This window comes from Methylomonas sp. MK1 (assembly GCF_000365425.1).
Lineage (GTDB): Bacteria > Pseudomonadota > Gammaproteobacteria > Methylococcales > Methylomonadaceae > Methylomonas.
In genome coordinates this window covers 1,860,744-1,882,657 of record NZ_AQOV01000001.1, presented here as the reverse complement: position 1 = coordinate 1,882,657, position 21,914 = coordinate 1,860,744, and the positions used below count along the sequence as shown (strand labels likewise).

17 protein-coding genes are annotated in these 21,914 nt (G+C 51.5%); 8 read left to right on the top strand and 9 right to left on the bottom strand.

Annotated features, from left to right (window positions below; translation table 11 throughout):
- Positions 1-34: 34 nt before the first annotated feature.
- The 5 genes from G006_RS0108860 to G006_RS25290 form a co-directional block, all read right to left on the bottom strand.
- Complete coding sequence (locus G006_RS0108860) at positions 35-577, bottom strand: hypothetical protein (protein ID WP_020482830.1); 543 nt, start codon at positions 575-577, stop codon at positions 35-37.
- 30 nt (positions 578-607) lie between these two features.
- Complete coding sequence (locus G006_RS0108855) at positions 608-1,213, bottom strand: DUF502 domain-containing protein (protein ID WP_020482829.1); 606 nt, start codon at positions 1,211-1,213, stop codon at positions 608-610.
- Positions 1,214-1,258: 45 nt separating this feature from the next.
- Positions 1,259-2,701 carry a sodium:proton antiporter NhaD gene (gene nhaD / locus G006_RS0108850; protein WP_020482828.1) on the bottom strand — a complete coding sequence of 481 codons (1,443 nt, stop codon included), beginning with the start codon at positions 2,699-2,701 and terminating at the stop codon, positions 1,259-1,261.
- A gap of 97 nt (positions 2,702-2,798) precedes the next feature.
- A complete protein-coding gene (locus tag G006_RS0108845) occupies positions 2,799-4,007 on the bottom strand; it encodes a cation:proton antiporter (protein ID WP_020482827.1) in 1,209 nt (402 codons plus the stop codon).
- 25 nt (positions 4,008-4,032) lie between these two features.
- Positions 4,033-5,421 carry an OpgC family protein gene (locus G006_RS25290; RefSeq protein WP_020482826.1) on the bottom strand — a complete coding sequence of 463 codons (1,389 nt, stop codon included), beginning with the start codon at positions 5,419-5,421 and terminating at the stop codon, positions 4,033-4,035.
- 413 nt (positions 5,422-5,834) lie between these two features.
- On the opposite strand from G006_RS25290, the gene G006_RS0108830 reads away from it, so the two are divergent.
- From G006_RS0108830 to G006_RS0108820, 3 genes are all read left to right on the top strand, one after another.
- On the top strand, positions 5,835-8,513 hold the full coding sequence (locus G006_RS0108830; protein WP_020482824.1) for a cation-transporting P-type ATPase: 2,679 nt from the start codon (positions 5,835-5,837) through the stop codon (positions 8,511-8,513).
- A gap of 124 nt (positions 8,514-8,637) precedes the next feature.
- Entirely contained in the window at positions 8,638-8,985 is a 348-nt protein-coding gene (locus G006_RS0108825) for a hypothetical protein (RefSeq protein WP_020482823.1), read from the top strand.
- Between the two features lie 56 nt (positions 8,986-9,041).
- The gene (locus G006_RS0108820; protein ID WP_020482822.1) at positions 9,042-9,635 is read left to right on the top strand and encodes a DedA family protein; all 594 of its coding nucleotides are present in this window, start codon (positions 9,042-9,044) and stop codon (positions 9,633-9,635) included.
- Between the two features lie 114 nt (positions 9,636-9,749).
- On the opposite strand, the gene G006_RS25285 is transcribed toward G006_RS0108820, so the two are convergent.
- Positions 9,750-11,051, bottom strand: coding sequence for a glycoside hydrolase family 5 protein (locus tag G006_RS25285; RefSeq protein ID WP_160167670.1), 1,302 nt, complete (start codon positions 11,049-11,051; stop codon positions 9,750-9,752).
- A 455-nt stretch (positions 11,052-11,506) separates the two neighbouring features.
- Here G006_RS25285 and G006_RS0108810 point away from each other — a divergent pair, with 455 nt between their 5' ends.
- The 3 genes from G006_RS0108810 to G006_RS0108800 all read left to right on the top strand — a co-directional run bounded on the left by G006_RS0108810 (position 11,507) and on the right by G006_RS0108800 (position 14,370).
- Positions 11,507-12,181: a response regulator gene (locus G006_RS0108810; protein WP_020482820.1), complete on the top strand. Its 675-nt coding sequence runs from the start codon at positions 11,507-11,509 to the stop codon at positions 12,179-12,181.
- Entirely contained in the window at positions 12,174-13,562 is a 1,389-nt protein-coding gene (locus tag G006_RS0108805; protein ID WP_020482819.1) for a sensor histidine kinase, read from the top strand. Before G006_RS0108810 ends, G006_RS0108805 begins: the two co-directional genes overlap by 8 nt.
- A gap of 283 nt (positions 13,563-13,845) precedes the next feature.
- Positions 13,846-14,370, top strand: a complete 525-nt coding sequence (locus G006_RS0108800; protein ID WP_020482818.1) for a DUF2380 domain-containing protein — start codon at positions 13,846-13,848, stop codon at positions 14,368-14,370.
- Positions 14,371-14,540: 170 nt separating this feature from the next.
- Here the strand turns inward: G006_RS0108800 and G006_RS0108795 are convergent, their stop codons facing one another.
- The 3 genes from G006_RS0108795 to G006_RS0108785 form a co-directional block, all read right to left on the bottom strand.
- The gene (locus G006_RS0108795) at positions 14,541-15,407 is read right to left on the bottom strand and encodes a universal stress protein (RefSeq protein WP_020482817.1); all 867 of its coding nucleotides are present in this window, start codon (positions 15,405-15,407) and stop codon (positions 14,541-14,543) included.
- Positions 15,407-16,900 carry a SulP family inorganic anion transporter gene (locus tag G006_RS0108790; RefSeq protein WP_020482816.1) on the bottom strand — a complete coding sequence of 498 codons (1,494 nt, stop codon included), beginning with the start codon at positions 16,898-16,900 and terminating at the stop codon, positions 15,407-15,409. The genes G006_RS0108795 and G006_RS0108790 overlap by 1 nt, the downstream gene beginning before the upstream one ends.
- A gap of 77 nt (positions 16,901-16,977) precedes the next feature.
- Positions 16,978-17,409, bottom strand: a complete 432-nt coding sequence (locus tag G006_RS0108785; protein WP_020482815.1) for a MarR family winged helix-turn-helix transcriptional regulator — start codon at positions 17,407-17,409, stop codon at positions 16,978-16,980.
- Positions 17,410-17,638: 229 nt separating this feature from the next.
- Here G006_RS0108785 and G006_RS0108780 point away from each other — a divergent pair, with 229 nt between their 5' ends.
- Positions 17,639-18,754 (top strand): efflux RND transporter periplasmic adaptor subunit, encoded by a 1,116-nt coding sequence (locus tag G006_RS0108780; RefSeq protein ID WP_020482814.1) that lies wholly within the window; start codon positions 17,639-17,641, stop codon positions 18,752-18,754.
- Positions 18,755-18,764: 10 nt separating this feature from the next.
- A complete protein-coding gene (locus tag G006_RS0108775; RefSeq protein WP_020482813.1) occupies positions 18,765-21,872 on the top strand; it encodes an efflux RND transporter permease subunit in 3,108 nt (1,035 codons plus the stop codon).
- Positions 21,873-21,914: the final 42 nt, after the last annotated feature.

Below are 21,914 nucleotides of genomic sequence, written 5' to 3'. Positions count from 1 at the left end.
TAAAAATGGCTTTCATAGCATGACCTCCTTCGAACTAGTCATCTTCTACGCGAAACCAGAATGCACGCATAAAAGACGCTGTGACGATAACAATGGCCAGTATGACGCTGGCCCATATAAAAGCAGGGATATAGCCGATGATGATCGCGCATCCCACCAGGAAAAAGCCCAGCAGACTAAACTCCCAGCCGACATGGTAACCGTTGAGCATAGCTGATAACCCTAATACCAATAAAATGACCAAATCAGCCGCGACCCCTGTCATTTGACCGGATTTATTGAGAAAGGATGCGGCGATCACGACAATGATGGTGTGCAGCCAATGCATGCCTTGCGCCTTGAGAACTGCACCAAAATTCGCCTCGCTGCTTTTTGACTGTAGCCAGGCAACGAAAACCGATAACAGTCCAAACACAAAAACCATCAATAACCAATAACCATAGCCGTCGTCGGGATTGAAGTTGGTGATGTAAATACCAGCCAGCGACAACACAATCAATAGGATGAACACGACTTGTTCAATCACAAAATGTCGCTTGCCGGGATTGGCTTCAGTCATGATTTCATCGTCGTACATGCGTTGGGTTCCTTATTAAAGAGTGAGTGATTATTGAGGCTGTTGCGAAATTAACTTGGTGGCCGCATCGTCGACTTTGGAAAAGTCAACACCCACGCTGATGACGAAGCTGGAGGCTTCCTCGAATGTCATGGCGGATTTGACGATCTTGGAGCGATGTACCATGACGGTAAACCCAGAGGTGGGGTTGGGCGATGTCGGCACATACAGCACGTATAGATCACCCATTTGGTTGGTGACATAGGCCGGTACCCAGACGCCATCCTTGGGATATTCCACATAAACCACTTCCCGAGGGGCGTTTTGTCCATCGCCGGAAAAAATGCCGATCAATTTTTTGCTGACGCGGTAAACCGTGCTCAGAATCGGCAGTTTTTCCAGATAGACTTCCAGCAAAGTCAGGATGTAAGTCTTGCCGTTGCGAATGCGGTAGCCTAGGAATCCCAAGGCTAAAATCGTGACGGCAAACAACAAGGCGGTGATCCAGTAATTCTCGTAGTAACCGTGAACACCACGAAAAACGTCGCGCAATAGTCGCTCGATAAGCACTACGATCTGTACCACGACCAGAATCGGTAAAACCGATAGCGTGCCCAACAGGAAATAGTCGAAAAATTTTCGTATGGTTTCTTTCATTGCTAAGCCCTCATCAGGTTGAGTCGGTTGAAATTTGCTCGAACGTTAAAACAGTCCGCCGTTCATCAGGAAATGCGCGCCGATGCTGCCCAAATACCCCAAGGCAATCACCGGCGCCCACTTCAGATGTGTCATGAAGGTGTAAATGCCTTTGGCTTGACCCATTAGCGCCACGCCAGCGGCAGAGCCGACCGATAACAAACTGCCGCCTACGCCGGCGGTCAAGGTCACCAACAGCCATTGGCCTTCGGACATTTCCGGATGCATGGCCAGGATCGCGAACATGACCGGGATGTTGTCGATCAAGGCGGAAATGACACCCACCAAAACGTTGGCCGGCGTTGCACCAAGTTCGCCGTAAAGGAAACCGGATAAATGATGCAGATAGCCGATAAAATTGATACCGCCCACGCAAAGTACCACCCCGTAGAAAAACAGCAAGGTATCCCATTCCATGCGGGCTAAATGATGAAAAATGTCAAAGCGCAAACTGTCGCTATCGTCCGGCTCGGCGTTATTGTCGCCATATAAAGGATCGACGCCCAGTTCCGGTTCGTTCTGGTGGGTGATATGCAGGAAATAACCGAACATTTGCAGGTAAGTCAGACCGGCCATCATCCCCACCGCGGCGGGTAGCTGAAGATTGTTTTGGAATAAAACCGCGGTCAGCACCGTCATCAGAAATAAAACGACGATGCGTTTTGCACCGCGGCGCGTGGCAGTTCTGGCGCGAATCGCCGCCGGTTGTTCCTTGGGAACGGCAAAGTGCATCAGAGCCGCCGGAATCAGGAAGTTCACTACCGAGGGCACGAACAGTTTGAAAAACGTCCAAAACTCAATAATGCCTTTTTGCCAGACCATCAACGTGGTGATGTCGCCGAACGGACAAAACGCGCCGCCCGCGTTGGCCGCCACGACCGTATTGACGCAGGACACGCCAACAAATTTTGCATTGTCTTTACCGACCGCCATCACTACCGCGCACATCAGCATAGCGGTGGTCATGTTGTTGGATACCGAGGATATGAAAAAGGCCAGGATGCCAGTTACCCAGAACAATTGACGATAACTCAAGCCTTTATTCACCAACCATGCGCGTAAACTGTCGAACACGCGCCGCTCTTCCATGGCATTGATGTAAGCGATCGATACGATCAGGAACAACAACAGTTCGCCATAGTCCAGAACATCATGCCGAATCGCAGCCTGCGCCACCGTTGACAGCCCTCGATCCTTATAGACCAAGGCTATCGCCACCCAAATCAGCGCGGCCGCGACCATCATCGGCTTGGATTTGCGCAGTTCGAGCACTTCCTCCAAAACTACGAATACATAGGCGACGGTAAATAAGCCTAAGGCCAAAAATCCAACCCAATGCCCGCTTAAATCCATGGATTGCGCTACACTTTCGGCTAGGACAAGGCTTGGAAATAAAAACAGCCCCGCACCTGTTAATGAGCCGAGCAAAATCGTTGTTAATTGTTTCATGCAGTCATCCATCTCAGTAATACCGGACATACCGGTTGATCACATATTCCAAAAAAGCCTTGGGTTTTCAAGTCAATGGCAACCCTGTAGGCTGGTTTCAATCGATATGCAGGCAACGGTAATATCCTTTCAATAGAATTGGCGCAAGCAGCGTGGTCATCGCGATGACGATAATCAGCGCCGCATAAATTTCGTTATTTAAAATGCCCGAAGTGCGGCCCAGTTCTGCAAAGATCAGACCGACCTCGCCTCGTGGAATCATGGCAATACCGATCGCCAAGCGTTCCTTCCAAGGGTCGTGCAGTAATAATGCACCTAACAGTTTGCCTAATACCGCGACTGCGAAAAGGCTGGCGGAAAATCCCCAAATGAATGGCGAAGTCCAGTCGATTGTGCGTAAATTCAGAGAAAGTCCGACTGTCACAAAAAAAATCGGCACGAACAGTTGAACGATAGGCAGCATTTGGGCTTCGATGCGGCCGGTAAAATCGGAGTCCTCATGCAAGGCCAAACCGAACGGCAGAAAGAAGCGCCTGGAGAGCGCGAGCCCAGCAGCAAACCCACCCAATAATTCCGGCGCCCCCATTTCGTGGGCCAACCAGGCGAAATACAGCACCAACGAAACGATTAACGTCGGAATCAGGCCTTCGGTCTGGCTGATTTTGGCGAATTTTCGAATCATCAGCGAAATGACTTTGGCAAACAGCGGTGCCAAAACAAAGAACATCGCGATGAAACCGATGACCCGAACGGCGTGGGACGGATCGATTTGACCAACCTTGGAAAAGTCGTAAAGAACGGCCAGCAATACCACGCCCAAAATATCGTCGATGACTGCTGCGCCCAACACTACTTGCGCTTCGTGACTGTGATGCCGCTTCAGGTCGGTGAGAACACGAACGGTAATGCCGATACTGGTGGCGGTCAGCGTGCCACCGATGAATAGAGACTCCAGCAGACTAAGCCCGAACAAGAAATGACTGATCGAAAAGCCCAGCGCAAATGGCCAAACAAAGCCGCTGACCGCGACGAACAGTGCCTTCAAACCAGTTTTAGCCAACTGGCGAATATCGGTATCCAGACCAACTTCGAACAGCAGCAGGATGATGCCAATCTCCGCCAATAACTTGATAACCTGACTGGGTTCCATCCAGCCGAGCAAGCTTGGGCCAAGAATCACGCCAGCCAGCAATTCACCGACGACCGGCGGACTTTGCATGCGCGCAAATAGTTCGCCCAACAGTCGAGCGGTCAGCAAAATGACCATCAACTGAAAGAAAAATTGATGAACGGCTTGGGCTTCCACTGTGTTATGTCCTGTGCAACGGCGACTAAAGCTGCTGTTGGTTTTCCAGCGTCCGATTGGAATCGTCAGCAGGCACAACGGCATTGACTTTTTGGAAGTCATCGCCAACTGGCGATTGGGCGATCACGCCTGCTGAACTTGGGTCGACAGGTGTTTCGGTGGGAACCATCAGCAACGGCAATACGGCCAAACCGATCAATAATGGCAACAGCAAAGCTTGTTTGCCCCAGGTGCTAGATAGGCCGTTGATCGTAATAAGCGAACTTTCGGATGAAGATGCGTTTGAGATGTTATGGTTGGCCGGCAATTTCCAGGGTTTGCTATCCAGCCAGGCCAATACTTGAGCCATGATCAACATCAGCCCCAGTCCCGCCAGATTAACCAAGGCGACACTGGCAGCGTCGCGCCCAGACCAATCCAAAGCGATGCCGCCGATATAGGAGAGCCCCATACAGCACAGAAAAATCGGTAAGGATTGCTGTCCCATTTTGATGATCAAACGTGGCAAGCCCTTTGTTAGCCACTGTGGTTTCCATTTGCATAATTGATTCATCAGATAAGCCAGTGCTAACAAGTGAGCCCAGCGCAACAAGCCCAGATGGCTTTTGTCGAGTAGCGGTTCCAATGGCGTACGCAATGCGCCCCAGAATGCCACCTGACGATAGGTCGCTTCATGTCCCAGCGGGATGGACACCAGCACAAACAAGGCGCATGCCAGCAATAGTAACCAGTGCCTGCCGGGTATTCGCAGCCAGCCGGCACCCAAGCCAAAGCCGCTAAAGAACATCAATTGCCAATTAAACGGGTTGAAATACCAAGGGCGGCCCGTCGTCGGGTCTGCCGTCAATTCCCAACCGTAATACCAAGCCGCACCATAAATCAAAACTGAAAAGCTGATTGCTAGAGCGCTATGAAACTGAGTCAATACCCATACCAAGGGAACCCACATGATCAACACCAGATACATCGGCAGGATGTCGAAATAATTGGGGACATAGGCCAGACTGAATAAATCAAATACCGCCTGCTGGGTGTTGTCGAAGAAATAGCCAATGTTGAGGCGTTGAATATCGTCTGTCTCGGGTATCCAGCGGTTACCAACTACGCAGATCATAGCCATCAACAAAAACGAACCCAAGTGAGCGGCGTAGATTTGTCCGCAGCGATGCATGATGCGGACACTGCCTAACCACAATCCGGCACGTTCGAAACAACGCCCATAAGCTAAGGCAGAGGCAAATCCGGATAGGAATACAAAAATTTCCGCTGCGTCGCTTAATCCGAAACGTGACGGTGTGTACCAGAACCAAGGATTGGCTGGCATATGATTGATAAAGATAACCATCAAGGCAAAGCCACGAAAAAAATCCAGTTGCGGGTTACGTACTGGCACTGGATTGAGTTGTGATCCCATGATATGTCCTGTGGCAAATGAGGCGGATGTGCGTCCGCTACGTTGTAATTATTCTGAATAAGTCCATGGTGTTGGTCATCATGTCACCCCAAATGCGGATAACACGCATCACCATGACGACTCCAGTGCTGGCCTTATGCTTTATGCCTGGATTTTTAACAAACCTGATAATGATAGCGATGCAACCTTTCATCAACCTTTCAATACGATAAATCAGACCGTGCCGGTTCATTAAGATAAGATCATTCAGTCGACAATGAATATTGAAGAAGTGTCGAGTTTTGTGATGAGCGTCGGTGTCGATTATGCTAAGCCTGATCATGTAGAAACTTTGTATTAAGGATTTCAACTTTTTATTGATCCGAAACACTTTTCAAGAGAATTCTTCTAATCGTAACTGCTTGGAGTTCGTAGTGAATCCCCCCAAAACAGCCTGGCACCATTTTTCACCTGAAGCCTTGCAGACACACCTGAATGTGGATATTCAGCAAGGTTTGAAGGAAACTGAAGCACAGCGGCGTCTTGACCAATACGGTCCCAATTGTCTGACTCCGCGACGCGGAAAAAGCCCGTTGCGCTTGCTGCTTGAGCAATTTCATCAACCGCTGGTTTATATCCTCCTGGTTGCCGCAGCCGTCACTGCTTTTTTGCAGGAATGGGTCGATAGCAGCGTGATATTTGGCGTGGTCCTGGTCAATGCCATCATCGGCTTTATTCAGGAAGCCAACGCCTTGAAAGCGATTGATGCGTTGAGCCGAATGTTAACGATTACTTCCACGGTGTTGCGCGACGGTCAACGCCGCGCCATTTCCGCTGATGAACTGGTGCCCGGTGATGTCGTGTTGCTGCAATCCGGCGATAAGGTGCCCGCCGACTTGCGTTTATTGCAAATCCGCGAACTACAAATCGACGAATCGGCACTTACCGGTGAATCGGTACCGGTGGAAAAGCGTCTGGCTACGCTCGAGGCGACCACGGTGCTAGCCGATCGCTGCAACATGGCATATTCCTCGACACTGGTGACGTATGGCAGCGGCCTGGGCGTGGTGGTGGAAAGCGGCGACCGCACCGAGATCGGTCTGATCAATCGCATGATTGCCAGCGCTACCGATCTGGAAACACCGCTGACCCAAAAAATCAGCCAGTTCAGTCGATTGTTGTTGTGGGTCATTATTGGTCTAGCCGTTGTAACTTTTGCTGTGGGAGTTTGGCGCGGTCATGCCATGCTGGACATGTTCATGGCCGCCGTAGCGCTGGCGGTTGGTGCAATTCCCGAAGGTTTGCCCGCCGCTTTGACGATTACCTTGGCGATCGGCGTCTCCCGGATGGCGAAGCGCAATGCCATTATTCGCAAACTGCCGGCAGTGGAAACCCTGGGCAGCACCACCGTGATTTGTTCAGACAAAACCGGCACGCTGACGCAAAATCAGATGACTGTGCAAGCGCTGTTTGCGGGCGGAGAATTGTTTGAAGTCACTGGCAGCGGTTACACGCCCGAGGGCGAAATATGCCGCAACGGGACGCCAATTGTTCCCCGACAGCATCCCGCCGTGCTGGAATGTCTGAAAGCCGGGTTGTTATGCAACGACGCTCGCCTGCTTGCCGAAGCCGACGGTTGGCGGATTGAGGGCGACCCCACGGAAGGCGCATTGCTAGTCGCTGCGCACAAGGCTGGATTGCACCAAGCCGGCGTCAGCGTTGACCATCCCCGCCTGGATGCTATTCCGTTCGAATCACAGCATCAATTTATGGCCACGCTGCATCACAATCGGACAATCGATGCCCGCCACGTGTATTTGAAAGGTTCCCTGGAAAGTCTGCTAGCGCGTTGTGATAAGGTTTTTGATAGTAATATGCAGCCGCTGACAATCGATAAAACCTTGTTGCAACGCCACGCGGAGAACATGGCTGCCCAGGGATTACGAGTGTTGGCATTTGCCCGTGCCGATCACCACTATGACGCCGTGCAGCATGACGAAGTGACGAGTGGTCTGACTTTTCTGGGCTTCCAAGCCATGATCGATCCACCACGACCAGAAGCCGCTGCCTCAATCGCAGCCTGCTACCAAGCCGGGATTCAAGTCAAGATGATTACCGGCGACCACCCTATCACCGCGCAGGCGATTGCTAGGCAATTGGGCATGCAAGGCACAGAGCAAGTCATCAGTGGCGCCGAATTGCAGAATATTAACGAATGCCTGCTTCCCGAGCGGGTGGAAAATTGTGCCGTTTACGCTCGCATCGCCCCGGAACAAAAACTGCAATTGGTAAGGGTATTGCAGGCTCAAGGTCATGTGGTTGCGATGACCGGCGACGGGGTCAACGACGCTCCGGCGCTGCGTCAAGCCAATATTGGCGTGGCAATGGGCTTGAACGGCACTGAAGTCGCCAAAGAGGCAGCTGCCATGCTGCTCACCGACGATAATTTCGCCACCATCGAAGCTGCCGTGGAAGAAGGCCGCGGTGTGTTCGATAATCTGGTGAAATTTATCGTCTGGACCTTGCCGACTAATCTTGGCGAAGGCTTGGTCATCTCTGTCGCCATATTCGCGAATGTGTCGTTGCCGATTACCCCGGTGCAAATTCTCTGGGTCAACATGTCCACAGCAGTGCTGCTGGGATTGATGCTGGCCTTTGAAGCAAAGGAATCCGGCTTAATGAAACGCAAACCGCGAGAACCCGAGCAACCGATTTTGACCAAACACCTAGTGTTTCGTATCTGCTTGGTTGCCACCCTGATGTTGATCGGCGCGTATGGTTTGTTCCAATGGGAGTTGTCGCATGGTGAATCACTGGAAAAAGCCCGTACTGTGGCAGTCAATGTGTTTGTCTTTGGCGAGCTATTTTACTTGTTCAACTGCCGTTCGCTGCGCTATTCGATGTTTCACGTCGGGGTATTTTCCAATTTATGGGTGATATTCGGTGTGTGCTGCATGACCCTGCTGCAACTGCTATTTACCTACTGGCCGCCCATGCAGCAATTGTTCGGTACTGCGGCCATTGGTTATGATGAGTGGTTGCTGATTATTGGTATAGGTATCGTGATCTATGCAACAGTCGGTATCGAAAAACTCCTGGTACGGCACTGGTGAGGCAAGCAAATTCTTTGGCTACTAACCTACGTGGCGCTCGGCCAACCGCAGATTATTTTTCAAGAGTCGATGCACGTGTTGAACTACACCAGTTCTTTTATCGAATTAAGGTGGGATTTGTTTTATGAAAATATTCTGGGTGGTGTTTACTGTAGGTTTAACAGGTCTTTATTTCGTTAATATGGCTATGCTGAAAATGCCGTATTTGAATTGGGACTGGGGGAAACATGCGGCGTTTCGGTTTTTTCTGGGCTTTTTTATTTTAGGTGTCAACGCCTTTTATGCACACAAGTTAAAATTCACGAGCGCGCTTAAAATAATAGTAGCCATAGCCTTTTTTGATTATTTGTATGATTACTTTATAGAAGCCTATAGACTTAATTTCGAAATCATTTTTCACGGCTTGTACATGATAGTATGGGGCTCAATCATGGGATATCTTGCATTCAAGGACTTCAACAATAAGGAATAAAAAATAGTTGCGCAATGTCATTCAATTTCAAGCAATGTTGACATCGAGGCATGCCAATGACGGATATTATTGCCTTGATAGAAAACCATATTGAATATGCTCCCTGGATAATATTTGGTTTATTATTGCTTGCCGGTTTTAATATTCCTATTTCGGAAGACGGCATGCTGTTCGTGGCGGCAACCTTCGCGGCAAGAAACCCAGAACATTTGCTGTGTTTTTTGGGTGCAGTTTATGCCGGGGCTTACGGTTCGGATCTAATTTGCTACGGTTTGGGGAGAATTTTGGGGGTACGCCTGAGTCATTGGCGTTTGTTTTCGAAGTTGATGGATAAGAATAAAATCGACAAGGTATCCGAATATTATCGAAACCATGGCCTATTGACGCTGGTATTTGGGCGATTCGTACCGTTCGGTGTCCGTAACCTGTTGTTTTTGAGTGCGGGACTTGGTCGAATGAATGCGGTTAAATTTGCGGCAGCCGATTTTTTGGCCTGCTCGGTGTCTGTAATAGTGTATTTCAGTGTTTATTATCACTATGGACAAAAAATCGTATTGATTATCCAGGAAGTGAATATCGCAATTTTTATTTTGGCGATGTTGATCGGCGCTTGCCTTTGCTTTAAAAAAGCGAGAGCGAATAATTCGTAAGGCAGAATCCACTAGCAATTCTGCCGTATGATCACTACTGACTTGGCGAGCGTTGTCGGCACGACATACATGCTGGAGAAATGGAGTTTTTTAGGGAAGTTTTTCACCAAACTGCTAATTTGCCTTGCCAACAATTTTTTGTTCAGCCTGTTTTTCTAATGTAGCTGTAAAGGGTTGAGTCGGCCGTTTCAGGTTTCGGCCTTTAGTTGCTTTTTTCATGGCGTTGATGACTATAGGATTAGGTGAAAAAATTTCTGGTGTATTCCACTGACTCCATTTGTATTTGATAGTGTTTAAATCGTCCGTATCAATATTGACAACATTGCCGTTTTGTATAGATGTGTTGTACATGCCCCAGTTATTCTGGCCCAACACCTTATAAGACCAAGTTGTCCAGTGGCTTCCAGATTCTGTGAATTTCTGGAGTCCGTAATTCCAGGATTCGGCATTTCCGAACAGCGTGAATTCTCCGACAAAATGCGGTACGTTATATTTTGTACCCCATACTTTAGCGTCCCTTATCCAACCATCCACTGCTTTTTTCATCACCGCGAAGTCTTCATTGTTTTGCCATTGATAATAATGCAGAGAGTAGACGACGTTGTGCCAATGTTTCTCTCGGGGATTCGGAAGTGTATTCCACCACCAAATAGCTTCCATTATGATGATATGGTCGGGATCTATCTTGCGGATAGCGTGATACAGTCGGTCGTAAATGTTGACTACCTCAGAGCCCATGGGGCCCGGAAAGGTCTCCGAGGGTTCATTCAGCAGGTCATAACCGGCGACTGCGGCATTGCCTTTGAAACGCCTGGCCAGGGTTTCCCAAAATTCTACCAGTTGATTCTGATAGAGAGGGCTGGAATAAAGCAGAGAGCCGTTTTGCCGGCCTGAATGATGGGTTCCATTTTGTGAGCCAGGTGCGCCATGCAGATCAAGTATAGTGTAGAGTCCATATTCCAGCGCTTTGTTTACGGTCCATTCAATGCGGGATAAATCAATGGCGCCGGTATCGTCCAGCCTCCAGTTACCTTCATCATCCATATGGTTAAGCGCATATATCGGCAAGCGAATACAGTTGAGACCGGCATCGGCGATGTTCTTGAAATCGATTTCCGTGATCCAGGAATCCCAGTAAGTGTTGTACAAATCCCAGACAGCCTCTTTACCAAAACGGTCATTAAGAATATTTCGCGCATCCCACTCGTTTGACGCCCCGGTTAATGGCGACATCCAGGGTTCATGCATTTTCCAACCGCCCAGATTTGTGCCGTAAAGATGAACCTTTTTACCCTTGCCATAATTATCCCTGATATCTTTTCCATTCACTTTAAGAAAATCTGAAGCGGAATAACATAGAGGAGACGATAGCATCAGCGTCCAGAGTAACACCTGTATTCTAGCTAGCGTCGTCATAAGATTTCCTCGCACTGCCCAGCCAAAGACTGGTGTGTTCCAAACAGCGTCCATCGGCGATTGCCCAGGTAAATCCAGACAGGAAAACACCAATCTCCGTCGCGTCGTTTAATCCGAACCACAGCCGCTTTGTGTGGAAACTGGGGATTGACCGGCATGTGCTTGATGAAGATGGTCATCAAGGCAAAACCGCAGCAAGAATCCCGTTGCGGATTGCCTGCTGATACTGGATAGGGTAGTGATACCATTATGAATCCTGTGCGAATGGGGTTAGCCGGCCTTCGCTGTGCTAATTTAATCTGGATAAGTCCATGGTGTGACTCTTGATGTCATCCTAAAATGCAGACGACATGGCATGCCATGATCCCAGTTTTTATCGTATTTTTTATTAGCAGACTAAGAGCAATAATAGCGGTGCAACCTTTCATAAACCTTTCAACAAGGCAAACGTTTCGATGAGAATTTTATTGGTCGAAGACGATGCCGTATTAGGCGATGGTCTTTCCCGAAGTCTCGGCGACTGGGGGTTCGATGTCACTCTGGCGGTGACTGGCAGCTACGCTGACAGCGCCTTATGCACACAGCCCTACGACATGGTTATCCTCGATCTGGGGCTGCCGGACATGGATGGGCGTGATGTATTACGGCAATTACGATCCCGAAAATCGGCCATTCCGGTATTGATACTCACTGCCCGCGATGGACTGAATGATCGGGTTGGAGGCCTGGAGCTGGGAGCTGACGATTATATGACCAAGCCCTTTGAGCTACGGGAACTGGAGGCTCGCGTGAGAGCTTTACTGCGTCGCAGTCATGGCGGTTTTAGCAACGACATTGTGTTTGGGCGGCTGCGCTTGGATACCCGCAGTCAGCAGATTATGGTCGATGCCATGCCCATGGCATTGCCGCCGCGTGAATATGGTGTGCTGGAGGCCCTGTTGTTGCAACAAGGGCGAGTGGTTAGCAAGGATAGTCTCGCCCAGCGTCTTGCTGCTCGATCGGAAGAGCTGGCTGACAATGTCATCGAAGTCTATGTGCATCGACTGCGCAAACGCCTGGAACCACTGGGTATCAGTATCAGAACGGTACGGGGGCTCGGTTATCTGTTGGAGCAAATCCCCGATGCTTAAACCTCAAAGTCTCCGGGCACAGCTTCTGTCACGCCTGACCTTACCTTTGCTTATCGTGGTGATTCTGGATGCCTCGGTGTCATACTACGTGGCCCTGCATTATGCCGATCAGGCTTACGATAGCTGGCTGCTGGATTCAGCAAAATCGCTGGCGCAAGAGGTCAAGGCGCAAAAGGACAAAGTGACCTTTGAACTGCCGCCCATCGCAGTCGAAGTGTTCCGCTGGGATGCCATGGATAAGACCTTTTTCAAGGTGGAGTCCCTATCCGCAGGGATTATCGCCGGCGACAAGGGGCTTCCGAGTCCCTCCATTACGGCGATAGGTCGGGACGAAGCGATTTATTCCGATGGTGAAATCCAAGGCCAAAAAGTTCGCATCGTTTCGGTGCTGACCACGCCCACTGCTGACGATACTGACGATGTGCTGATTTCGGTCGCCGAAACTCTCCACAAGCGACGCAGCATGATGAATGAAATTCTGCTTGCGGTGGTGTTGCCTCAGCTTTTGCTGGTGTTGATTACCGGTTTTCACATCTGGACCGGTATCAATCGCGGCCTCAGTCCGCTGAACGATTTGGCAAAACTTATTGCTCAACGTTCCGCGCGAGACTTGAATCCCATTGCGGATGTCGGCGTTCCCCTTGAAGTCCGTGCACTGACCCACACCATCAATGCTTTACTGCATCGGCTTGGCGCCAATCTCAAGACCCAACAGCGATTTATCGAAAACGCGGCGCATCAACTCCGCACGCCTTTAGCCGGGTTGAAGGTACAGGCCGAGCGGGCATTGCAGACGGATAATCTTGAGACCATGAAACCAGCCATGGCGCATATGAAAAATTCGGTGGATCGCGTCGCCCATCTAAGTATGCAATTGCTGGCGCTGGCCAGGTCGGAATCCCTATCTCAAAGCGCCAGAGAGTTTAACGCGATAGATTTGGTTGCCATCACTCGGGACTGTTGTATGGACTGGGTGCCGAAAGCATTGGAGCGCAATATCGAATTGGAATTCGATGCCCCGGCAGCCCCGGTTCGAGTCATGGGCGATGAAACCCTGCTGCGAGAATTGCTCAGCAATCTACTGGACAACGCGATTTGTTACGGCAATGCGGGGGGGCATATCAGCGTAAAAATCGAGGCCACCCCGGAACCGAACCTGATCATTGAAGACGATGGTCCCGGTATCCAGGTAAATGAGATCGACAAGATTTTCGAGCGCTTTTACCGCATTCCAGGCAGTCGCGGAGAGGGGTGCGGATTGGGGTTGGCCATTGTTAAGGAAATTGCCGATCTGCATGCGGCTCGGATTATCATTGGCCCTGGCTATGCCGGTTGCGGCACCCGGATTGATGTTGTCTTTGAATCTCGATTCGCGACTTAAAACCGCACATGGTTTCGAGCCGCTGAAAGGTTAGTGAAAGGTTATTTGTTTATGATGCAGTCTTCTCAGACAAAAACATGAAAATTAATATTTTCACCGAACTGAAATGCACGTTATTCAATTAATATGTCTCGTTACCGTCATGTTGGCATCAGGTTGTGCGCGGCATAATCCGGCGCCTGTTGAGCAATCACTGCCCGATGTAGCATCAATAACCTCAATTGAATTAGCCGAAAGCTACCAGGGCGCCTCTGTACAATACTGAAGTGATATGGGTCTAATAATGAGATTTTTAACGTTGCTTTTGTGTGTCTTAAGCTTTAAAGCAGCAGCCGATACTCGTGTCGCTATCCTCGATTTTGAATTGAAAGATATGACGCTAGCACCAGGCATTCCTGCAGAAATTAAACGCACCGCCTCTATTAAGCCCTTGCTAGAATGTGAATTGCGTTCGGCTGGTTATCACATCGTTGATATTCCATTGCAAGCGCAACATGCCGCCAACAGCGGAGTTGGCTACCTATTTGATCATGCCGATGTTGCTGCACAACTCGGTAAAAATTTCGGTGCCGACTATGTTGTGGTAGGAAGATTGCACAAACCCAGTTTTTTGTTTGCTTATAATATGGGAAACTTGGTCAAAGTTAGCGATGGACGATGGATGGACAAATTTATCACCGAATCGAAAGGCCCAAACAGTGAGCTTACCATCAAGGCAGTGGAAGGCTTGGCCGTCAAAATTGATAACAGACTTGATCACCGTTATACCCCACCTCCACCAGTTAAACACGGGTCTCAACAGCCATAGAAAGATGGCCCCAAAAAATTGAACAGTCCATTAAGTGAAAGATCGTGTACTACCTGCCCAAACCGATTTCAGAGCGGGAACTCGACATCATGAAGCGATTGGGCCAATTGCACTTGAAACATCCATTCATGGGCGCCCGCATGTTGCGATGATGTAGCGCTTTTTCAGCCTCAACGCAGCAACAACAAGGGCTTGCGGCTTTGTGTCAGCATCTTCACCGTAAAACTCCCCAACAACCAGTCGTGAATCCGGGCATGGCCGAAGGCGCCCATCACGGTCATGTCTACCGCTTTTTGATCTTGATACTCGGCTAAAACCAGCTCGGGTTTGCCGACCAGTTTTTTGGCAATCACTTCAATGTCGCCCGCCAACTGCAGTTTGTTGGCGGCCACGTCCAGCAGTTGGCCTTTGCCTTCATCCTGGCTGACGCACACCAGATGGCACGCCAAGCCTTTGTACAGAGGGCTGTTGGCGACCATCTCCAGCGCTTTTTCGGCGGCGGGGCTGCCGTCGTAGGCCAGCATGATGCGCTCGGGCGCCTTGAATTCGGCGTTCACCACCAAAATCGGTTTGTGCAGTGAGCGAATGATGGATTCCAGCTTGGCGCCGATTTTGTCCGGCTGATTTTCGTGCACCTTGCCGCGCACGCCGATCACCAGTACCCGGATGGCGTTTTCCAGCTCGATCAGCGATTCGACCAGACTGCCGTGGCGTTGATGGGTAATCGGGTCAGGCACGCCGCTTTGCATCACTCGTTCACGGGCAGCCTGTAGCAGTTGCTTGCCTTGTTGCAAGCGCAATTTGCTGCGTTGCTGTTCCAATTGCGTCAGTTCGTCCAGCAGATGGTCGCGGCTGTCGACGCCGATGTTGCCGGTGAGGTCGGTCGAATGAGCATGTTCCGGGTGGTGGTCTATGGTATGCAGCAGCTTCAGCGGTGCATCGACTTTTTGCGCGATCCAGGCCGCATAGTCGCAGACGGCGTTGGTTAACGACGAGCCGTCGATGCCGGCCAGTACCAGGTTTTGGAGCGTATTCATCAATGGCCTCCCAGGACTTTTTCGATTTCTTCGGGCTTATCGTGAACGCCGAAGCGGTCCACAATCGTGGCGGTGGCTGTGTTCATGCCGATAACATTAACCTCGGCGCCTTCGCGGCGAAACTTGATCACGACTTTATCCAACGCGCCGACCGAAGTGAGATCCCAAAAATGCGCACGGGTCAGGTCGATCACCACGTTCTCCAGTGCCTCCTTGAAATCAAAGCTGGCGACGAATTTGTCCGCCGAATTGAAGAACACTTGACCGACGACCTTGTAGGTTCGTCTGCCGCCGCCTTCTGCCAATCCGGATTCCACGTACATGAAATGGCTGATTTTGTTGGCAAAAAATAATGAGGCCAGTAACACGCCGACCAATACACCGAGCGCCAGATTATGCGTCCACACCACCACGACCACGGTGGCAAGCATGACGATGTTGGTCGAAAGCGGATGGTGCTTGAGATTAATGATCGAGCGCCAGCTAAAGGTGCCGATCGAAACCATGATCATCACCGCCACCAGGGCCGCCATAGGAATTTTGGAAATCCACTGATCCAGAAAAACCACCATGATTAATAAAAACGTGCCGGCCACCAAAGTAGACAAGCGGCCGCGACCGCCGGATTTGACGTTGATCACCGACTGGCCGATCATCGCGCAACCGGCCATGCCGCCCAGCAAACCGGCGCCGATGTTGGCCAGACCCTGGCCCCTACATTCGCGGTTTTTATCGCTGCTGGTGTCGGTCAATTCATCGACGATGGTGGCGGTCATCAAGGATTCCAGCAGGCCCACCACGGCCAATGGCAGCGAATACGGCAGAACGATTTTCAATGTTTCCAGGGTGAGCGGGACGTCCGGCCATAGGAATACCGGCAAGGTATCCGGCAGTTGGCCCATGTCGCCGACGGTGCGGATGTCGATTTGCCAATAAATGGCGGCAGCGGTCATGCTGACGATGCACACCAAGGGCGATGGCAGCGATTTACCGATCACGGGTAGATAGGGAAACAGATAAATGATAGCCAGTCCGCCCGCCGTCATCGCGTACACATGCCAGGAGACGTTAGTCAATTCCGGCAATTGCGCCATGAAAATCAGGATCGCCAGCGCGTTGACGAAGCCGGTCACCACCGAGCGCGACACAAAACTCATCAGGCTGCCCAGTTTCAGATAACCGGCGATGATCTGAAGAACACCGGTCAGTAAAGTGGCGGCTAACAGATACTGCAAGCCGTGGTCTTTGACCAAGGTTACCATCAGCAAGGCCATCGCCCCGGTGGCCGCCGAGATCATGCCGGGTCGACCGCCGACGAAGGCGGTCATCACCGCAATACAAAACGAGGCATACAAACCCACTTTGGGATCGACGCCGGCAATGATGGAAAAGGCAATGGCTTCCGGAATCAGAGCCAGCGCCACCACAGTACCGGCCAATAGGTCGCCGCGGATATTGCCTAGCCAATCTTGTTTTTTCGATAAAAAAATCATGTTTAAGCGAGTAAAAAAAAGGCTATGCAGGGCATAGCCAAAGGTAGGAGCGGGTTAAAAGATCGATGAGGGAGACGTTAAGGTGGGCTGCCGCAGCTCGCGATACTGCTTTTGACTCGATCCAGCAAGGCGGTCATCAGGCGTCTTTCCTCCTCGCTCAATGTCGCCAGGACCTCGCTTTCGACGGCGTCGGCGATTTTCCAGAGTTCTTGAATGATCGCGACGGCTTTGTCGGTAATAGATAAACGATAGGCGCGCCGGTCGTCCGTGTCTTTGTTACGCACAACCATGCCGGACTCTTCAAGTAAATCGATCTGCTTGACCAAGGTAATCGGTTTAATTTCTAGTATCTCGGCCAGATCGATTTGCCGGCAATTTTGATTTTCAGACAAATGTACCAAAGCCCGCCATTGGGCATGGGTAAGGCCGATGGGTTCTGCCGCCTTGTTAAAACGCTGGCGGATGATATGGCTGATTTCGTAGCTGAGGAAACCGAATTTAGAATGCACGGAAAGGATGGCTTAATTATAATAAGTTAAGGGTATTATATTGAGTTGACACTTGTCCGGCAATGGATGAATTCATACTTCACCTTCTAAAGTCGACCGCACGGCTTGACGATATCCAACGCCAGCGATTTTGCAGCAAAGCTGAAAGGTAGATGAAAGGTTGAATCGGTAGGATGGCAATCCTACCCGAGTACTCCTTAAAACCTGTAGAGCTTTCAGCAACTTTGCCATGCGATTTATCCATTTGTTATGTCTTGTCGGGTTCCTGTCGGCATCCGCTTGCGATCAGCACGACTCAGAGCCTTCGGCTCAACCCAAATCCCAGGAACCGGCTTCGACCATCGCCAAACACAGCGTTTCGCTACGCCCGGACTCGTTGCCCTATGTCACGATTAAGGAAATCCAACCGGAGGCTTTCGCGGGCACGATTTCCGCGCCGGCCCGAGTCGATTTTCGCTCGCAGGCAATCTCGACGGCGGGCACCGTGGTTGCCGGTCGAGTCACCAAGGTCTATGTTCAGATTGGCGATAGAGTCAAGGCCGGTGCACCGCTAGCGACCCTGACCAGTGCCGAAGCGGCGCAAATGCGTTCGGACTATGCGCGGGCTGCCGCCGAAGTCGGTCGCGCCGAGGATCGTCGCCGGCGGCAACTGGAAATGCAGAGAACCGGCGTCGGCCTGGAAATCGAACGTGTGGAAGCCGAAACCCAACTCAAGCAAGCCCGCACGGAATTGGAACGTAGTCTGGATTTCCTGCGTTTATTAGGTGATGGTGCTGCCGGTGAAGTGATTATCCGGGCACCGATGGACAGCATGGTTCTGAAAGCACATGTTTCGACTGGAGCGGCTGTGGAACCTGGTTCACCGTTATTCGATTTAGGTGAGCCCTCCGCCGCCTGGATCATCGCGGATGTGTTCGAAAAAGATTTGCTGCTGGTGGAAAAAGGCGCCAAAGTCGTCATCGAACTGGCCTCGTTGCCGGAACCCATTCAAGGGCATGTGGTTGGCGAGAGCGCGGCGATTCAGACCGATTTACGGCGCGCATCGGTATTTATCGAAGCCGACGATCCGAAAATTCCCTTACGGCCTGGCATGTACGCCAGGGTTTCCATCGAAGCTTCCACCCCCAATCGAATCATCCTGCCCACGGCGGCCATCCTGATCAAGGATGGCCGGGAAACCGTGGTTTACGTTGAAACTGCTCCCAATACGTTCGAATCGCGTTCTGTGCAGGTTGGTCAGGCGCGTAGCGGCATGACGCCGGTATTAAAAGGCCTGTCCGGCGGCGAACGGGTTGTGGTCGGCGGCGCTTTGCTGCTGGACGGCGAAGCCTCTCTACTACTATAGGCGGCGTCCGATGTTAAAAATGTTGATCGAATACTGCGTCCATCGCCGTGTCGCTGCCATGGTGTTGACTGGCGTCATTGCCCTGTTCGGCGTTCATGCCTATCTGGAAACGCCGATAGAAGCCTATCCCGATGTCACCAACACCCAGGTTACCGTCATCAGCCTGATGCCAGGCTATGCGCCGGAAGAAGTCGAACGTCAGGTCACCGTGCCGCTCGAACGGGTGCTGAACGGTACGCCGGGTATGTTGAAAATGCGTAGTCAAAGCTTGTTCGGTTTATCGCTAGTCACCATTACCTTTAACGACAATGTCGATAGCTTTCACTCCCGCACCCTGATTACCGAACGCATGACCGGGGCCGAGCTGCCGGAAACGATAAAACCGGTGTTGGCGCCAGATTACACCCCGTTGGGGGAGATTTATAAGTTTGTTGTGGTCAGCGATCGCCATTCCTTATATGAACTGCGTTCCGAAATGGAATGGACTGTATCGAGGGTGATGCGCCAGGTGCAGGGCGTGGCCGACGTGCTGACCTTCGGCGGCTATTACAAGGAAATTTACATCGAGATCGACCCGGTTCGGCTGGATTCTTTCGGTTTAACTCTGGATGAAGTCAACCAAGCCATCGCCAGCGCCAACCGCAACGTCGGCGCCGGTTTCCTGCGCCACGGCGATCAGCAAATGGTGATTCGCGGTGTCGGTTACCTGGGTTCCGCCGAGGACATCAAGCAGATTGTGCTGAAAAGCGAAGGCGGAACGCCGGTCACCGTTGGCGATGTGGCCCGCTTGGTGCAGGCTTATACGCCACGCCAGGGTGCCGTTGGCATGGATGACCAGAAAGAAGTCGTGGAAGGGATTGTGCTATTGCGCCGTGGCGAAAATCCTTCTCGCGTGCTGGCAGCGGTGCATGAAAAAGTCGAGGAACTGAATAGCCGTATCCTGCCGGCGGGGATGAAGTTGGTGCCGTTCCTGGATCGTACCGAACTGGTCGATAAAACCTTGCATACCGTTTACGACAATCTGCTGCACGGCTTTTTGCTGGTGGTCGGCGTGGTATGGTTGTTTCTACGCAGTATCCGCGGTTCGCTAATTGTGGCCTGTGTGATACCGCTGTCGCTGCTGGTGGCGTTTTTTGGACTCTACCAATTGGGCCTGCCGGCCAATCTGATCTCGATGGGTGCCATCGACTTCGGCATCATCCTGGACGGTGCCGTAGTACTGGTGGAAAATGTCATTCACCAAGCCAACCACCAACGCCCCCAAAATCATCGGGACATGGTGCACCTGATCGTCAATGCCGCTTTCGACGTTGCCAAGCCGACTTTTTATGCGATGCTGATCATCATTGCCGCGCTAATTCCAGTGTTCACGCTGGAACAAGTTGAGGGCCGCATTTTCCGCCCATTGGCCTTGACCTACAGTTTTGCCTTGGTCGGCGGCTTGGTTTTCGCGTTGACTTTAGTGCCGGCGCTGTGTGCCGCACTGATTGAACCCAAGCACGCGATGATAGAAGAGCCGCGATTTTTGCTGCGTCTGCGAGAACTTTACCGACGCATTTTGGGCGTGGCGCTCGCGAGACGGTCCGCCACCTTGGCGGCTGCCGGCGGATTATTGCTTGCCGGCGCTCTCGCCGCAAAAGGTTTGGGCACGGAGTTTTTGCCGGAACTGGACGAAGGCGACGTGCATGTGTTCGTGGAAATGCCGGCCAGCATTGCGCTGGGCAAAGGCCAAGATGTACTACTGGATATGCGTCAGCGCTTGTTGGCATTCCCTGAGGTCAAGGGTATTCTCAGTCAACAAGGGCGTTCGGAGGATGGTACCGACAACGAAGGTGTCAACATGAGCGAAACCTTTGTGCATCTTAAACCGCATGAGCAGTGGCGACCCGGTTGGCAAAAAGAGAAACTGGTGGAAGCCATGCGTGAGTCTTTGGCAGCCATTCCCGGCGTGCGGTTCAATTTCTCCCAGCCCATCAAGGACAATGTCGAGGAAGCGGTTAGCGGGGTGCGCGGCAAGGTGGTATTGAAAATCTATGGCACCGATCTGGAAAAAATGCGCGCGGTTCTGGAGCAGGCAAAAGTCAAGCTGAAAGACATTCCCGGCGTCATCGACCTGGATTTGTACCGTGAATCCATCGTCCCACAATTACAAATCAAACTGAATCGTGCCGCGCTGGCACGGCAAGGCATCACCGTCGATGCTGCCCAGGATACCATCGAAACTGGCCTGGCCGGCAAGGTGGTTACCGAACTCTGGCAGGATGAACGGCCGGTACCGTTGCGGGTCACCCTGCCGAGTATCGAGCACAGCGATACTGAACAAATTGCCAATCTAATGCTGCCGACCCCGGCCGGAGCGCGTATCCCCTTGCGAGAAGTGGCTACGCTGCCGACCGAACGCGGCAGAACCTCGATTGAACGCGAAGCCAACCGCCGTTTTCTGGCGCTTAAATTTAATGTGGAGGATCGCGACCTGGGTTCCGTAGTGCATGATGCGATGGACGCGGTGGAAGGCAAAATCGAACTGCCCGATGGCCATTTTTTAGTGTGGGGCGGCGAGTTCGAGAACCAGCAACGGGCAATGGCCCGGCTCGGCGTGGTGGTGCCCATCGCGGTATTGATCGTACTGGGTTTGTTGTACGGCGCCTTGCAGTCGGCGCGTAGTGCGCTGGCGATTTTATTGTGCGCACCGTTTGCGATGACGGGCGGTCTATTCGTGTTGCTGCTGTCCGGCATTCCCTTATCGGTCAGCGCGGCCATTGGCTTTATCGCCCTATTGGGGCAAGTATCCTTGATGGGACTGCTGGTGCTCAGCGCGACCGAAGAACGTAGGCATCAGGGAATGTCTGTCATGGATGCGATTCTGAACGGTGCCACCGACCGCTTGCGGCCGGTACTCATGGCCTCGATGCTGGCGTTACTGGGCTTGTTGCCGATGGCTGTCTCGACAGGCATTGGCAGCGAAACCCAACAACCTTTTGCCGTGGTCATTGTCGGCGGCATGTTCACTACGTTTTTGATCGCGATGCTGGTGTTGCCGGTCATTTATTCTTACATCACCCCCGAACGGCTGATTACTCCGGAAGAAGCGGACGAACTCACGGAGGAAACGGTATGAAAAACACAGCTTGGAAAAATCACCTTGTCCTACCAATAATCT

Excerpts from the sequence above, each read along its gene's own strand:
- G006_RS0108860 (WP_020482830.1), bottom strand. The coding sequence starts at position 577 with ATGTACGACGATGAAATCATGACTGAAGCCAATCCCGGCAAGCGACAT.
- G006_RS0108855 (WP_020482829.1), bottom strand. The coding sequence starts at position 1,213 with ATGAAAGAAACCATACGAAAATTTTTCGACTATTTCCTGTTGGGCACG.
- nhaD (WP_020482828.1), bottom strand. The coding sequence starts at position 2,701 with ATGAAACAATTAACAACGATTTTGCTCGGCTCATTAACAGGTGCGGGG.
- G006_RS25290 (WP_020482826.1), bottom strand. The coding sequence starts at position 5,421 with ATGGGATCACAACTCAATCCAGTGCCAGTACGTAACCCGCAACTGGAT.
- G006_RS0108825 (WP_020482823.1), top strand. The coding sequence starts at position 8,638 with ATGAAAATATTCTGGGTGGTGTTTACTGTAGGTTTAACAGGTCTTTAT.
- G006_RS0108820 (WP_020482822.1), top strand. The coding sequence starts at position 9,042 with ATGACGGATATTATTGCCTTGATAGAAAACCATATTGAATATGCTCCC.
- G006_RS25285 (WP_160167670.1), bottom strand. The coding sequence starts at position 11,051 with ATGACGACGCTAGCTAGAATACAGGTGTTACTCTGGACGCTGATGCTA.
- G006_RS0108810 (WP_020482820.1), top strand. The coding sequence starts at position 11,507 with ATGAGAATTTTATTGGTCGAAGACGATGCCGTATTAGGCGATGGTCTT.
- G006_RS0108805 (WP_020482819.1), top strand. The coding sequence starts at position 12,174 with ATGCTTAAACCTCAAAGTCTCCGGGCACAGCTTCTGTCACGCCTGACC.
- G006_RS0108800 (WP_020482818.1), top strand. The coding sequence starts at position 13,846 with ATGAGATTTTTAACGTTGCTTTTGTGTGTCTTAAGCTTTAAAGCAGCA.
- G006_RS0108795 (WP_020482817.1), bottom strand. The coding sequence starts at position 15,407 with ATGAATACGCTCCAAAACCTGGTACTGGCCGGCATCGACGGCTCGTCG.
- G006_RS0108790 (WP_020482816.1), bottom strand. The coding sequence starts at position 16,900 with ATGATTTTTTTATCGAAAAAACAAGATTGGCTAGGCAATATCCGCGGC.
- G006_RS0108780 (WP_020482814.1), top strand. The coding sequence starts at position 17,639 with ATGCGATTTATCCATTTGTTATGTCTTGTCGGGTTCCTGTCGGCATCC.
- G006_RS0108775 (WP_020482813.1), top strand. The coding sequence starts at position 18,765 with ATGTTAAAAATGTTGATCGAATACTGCGTCCATCGCCGTGTCGCTGCC.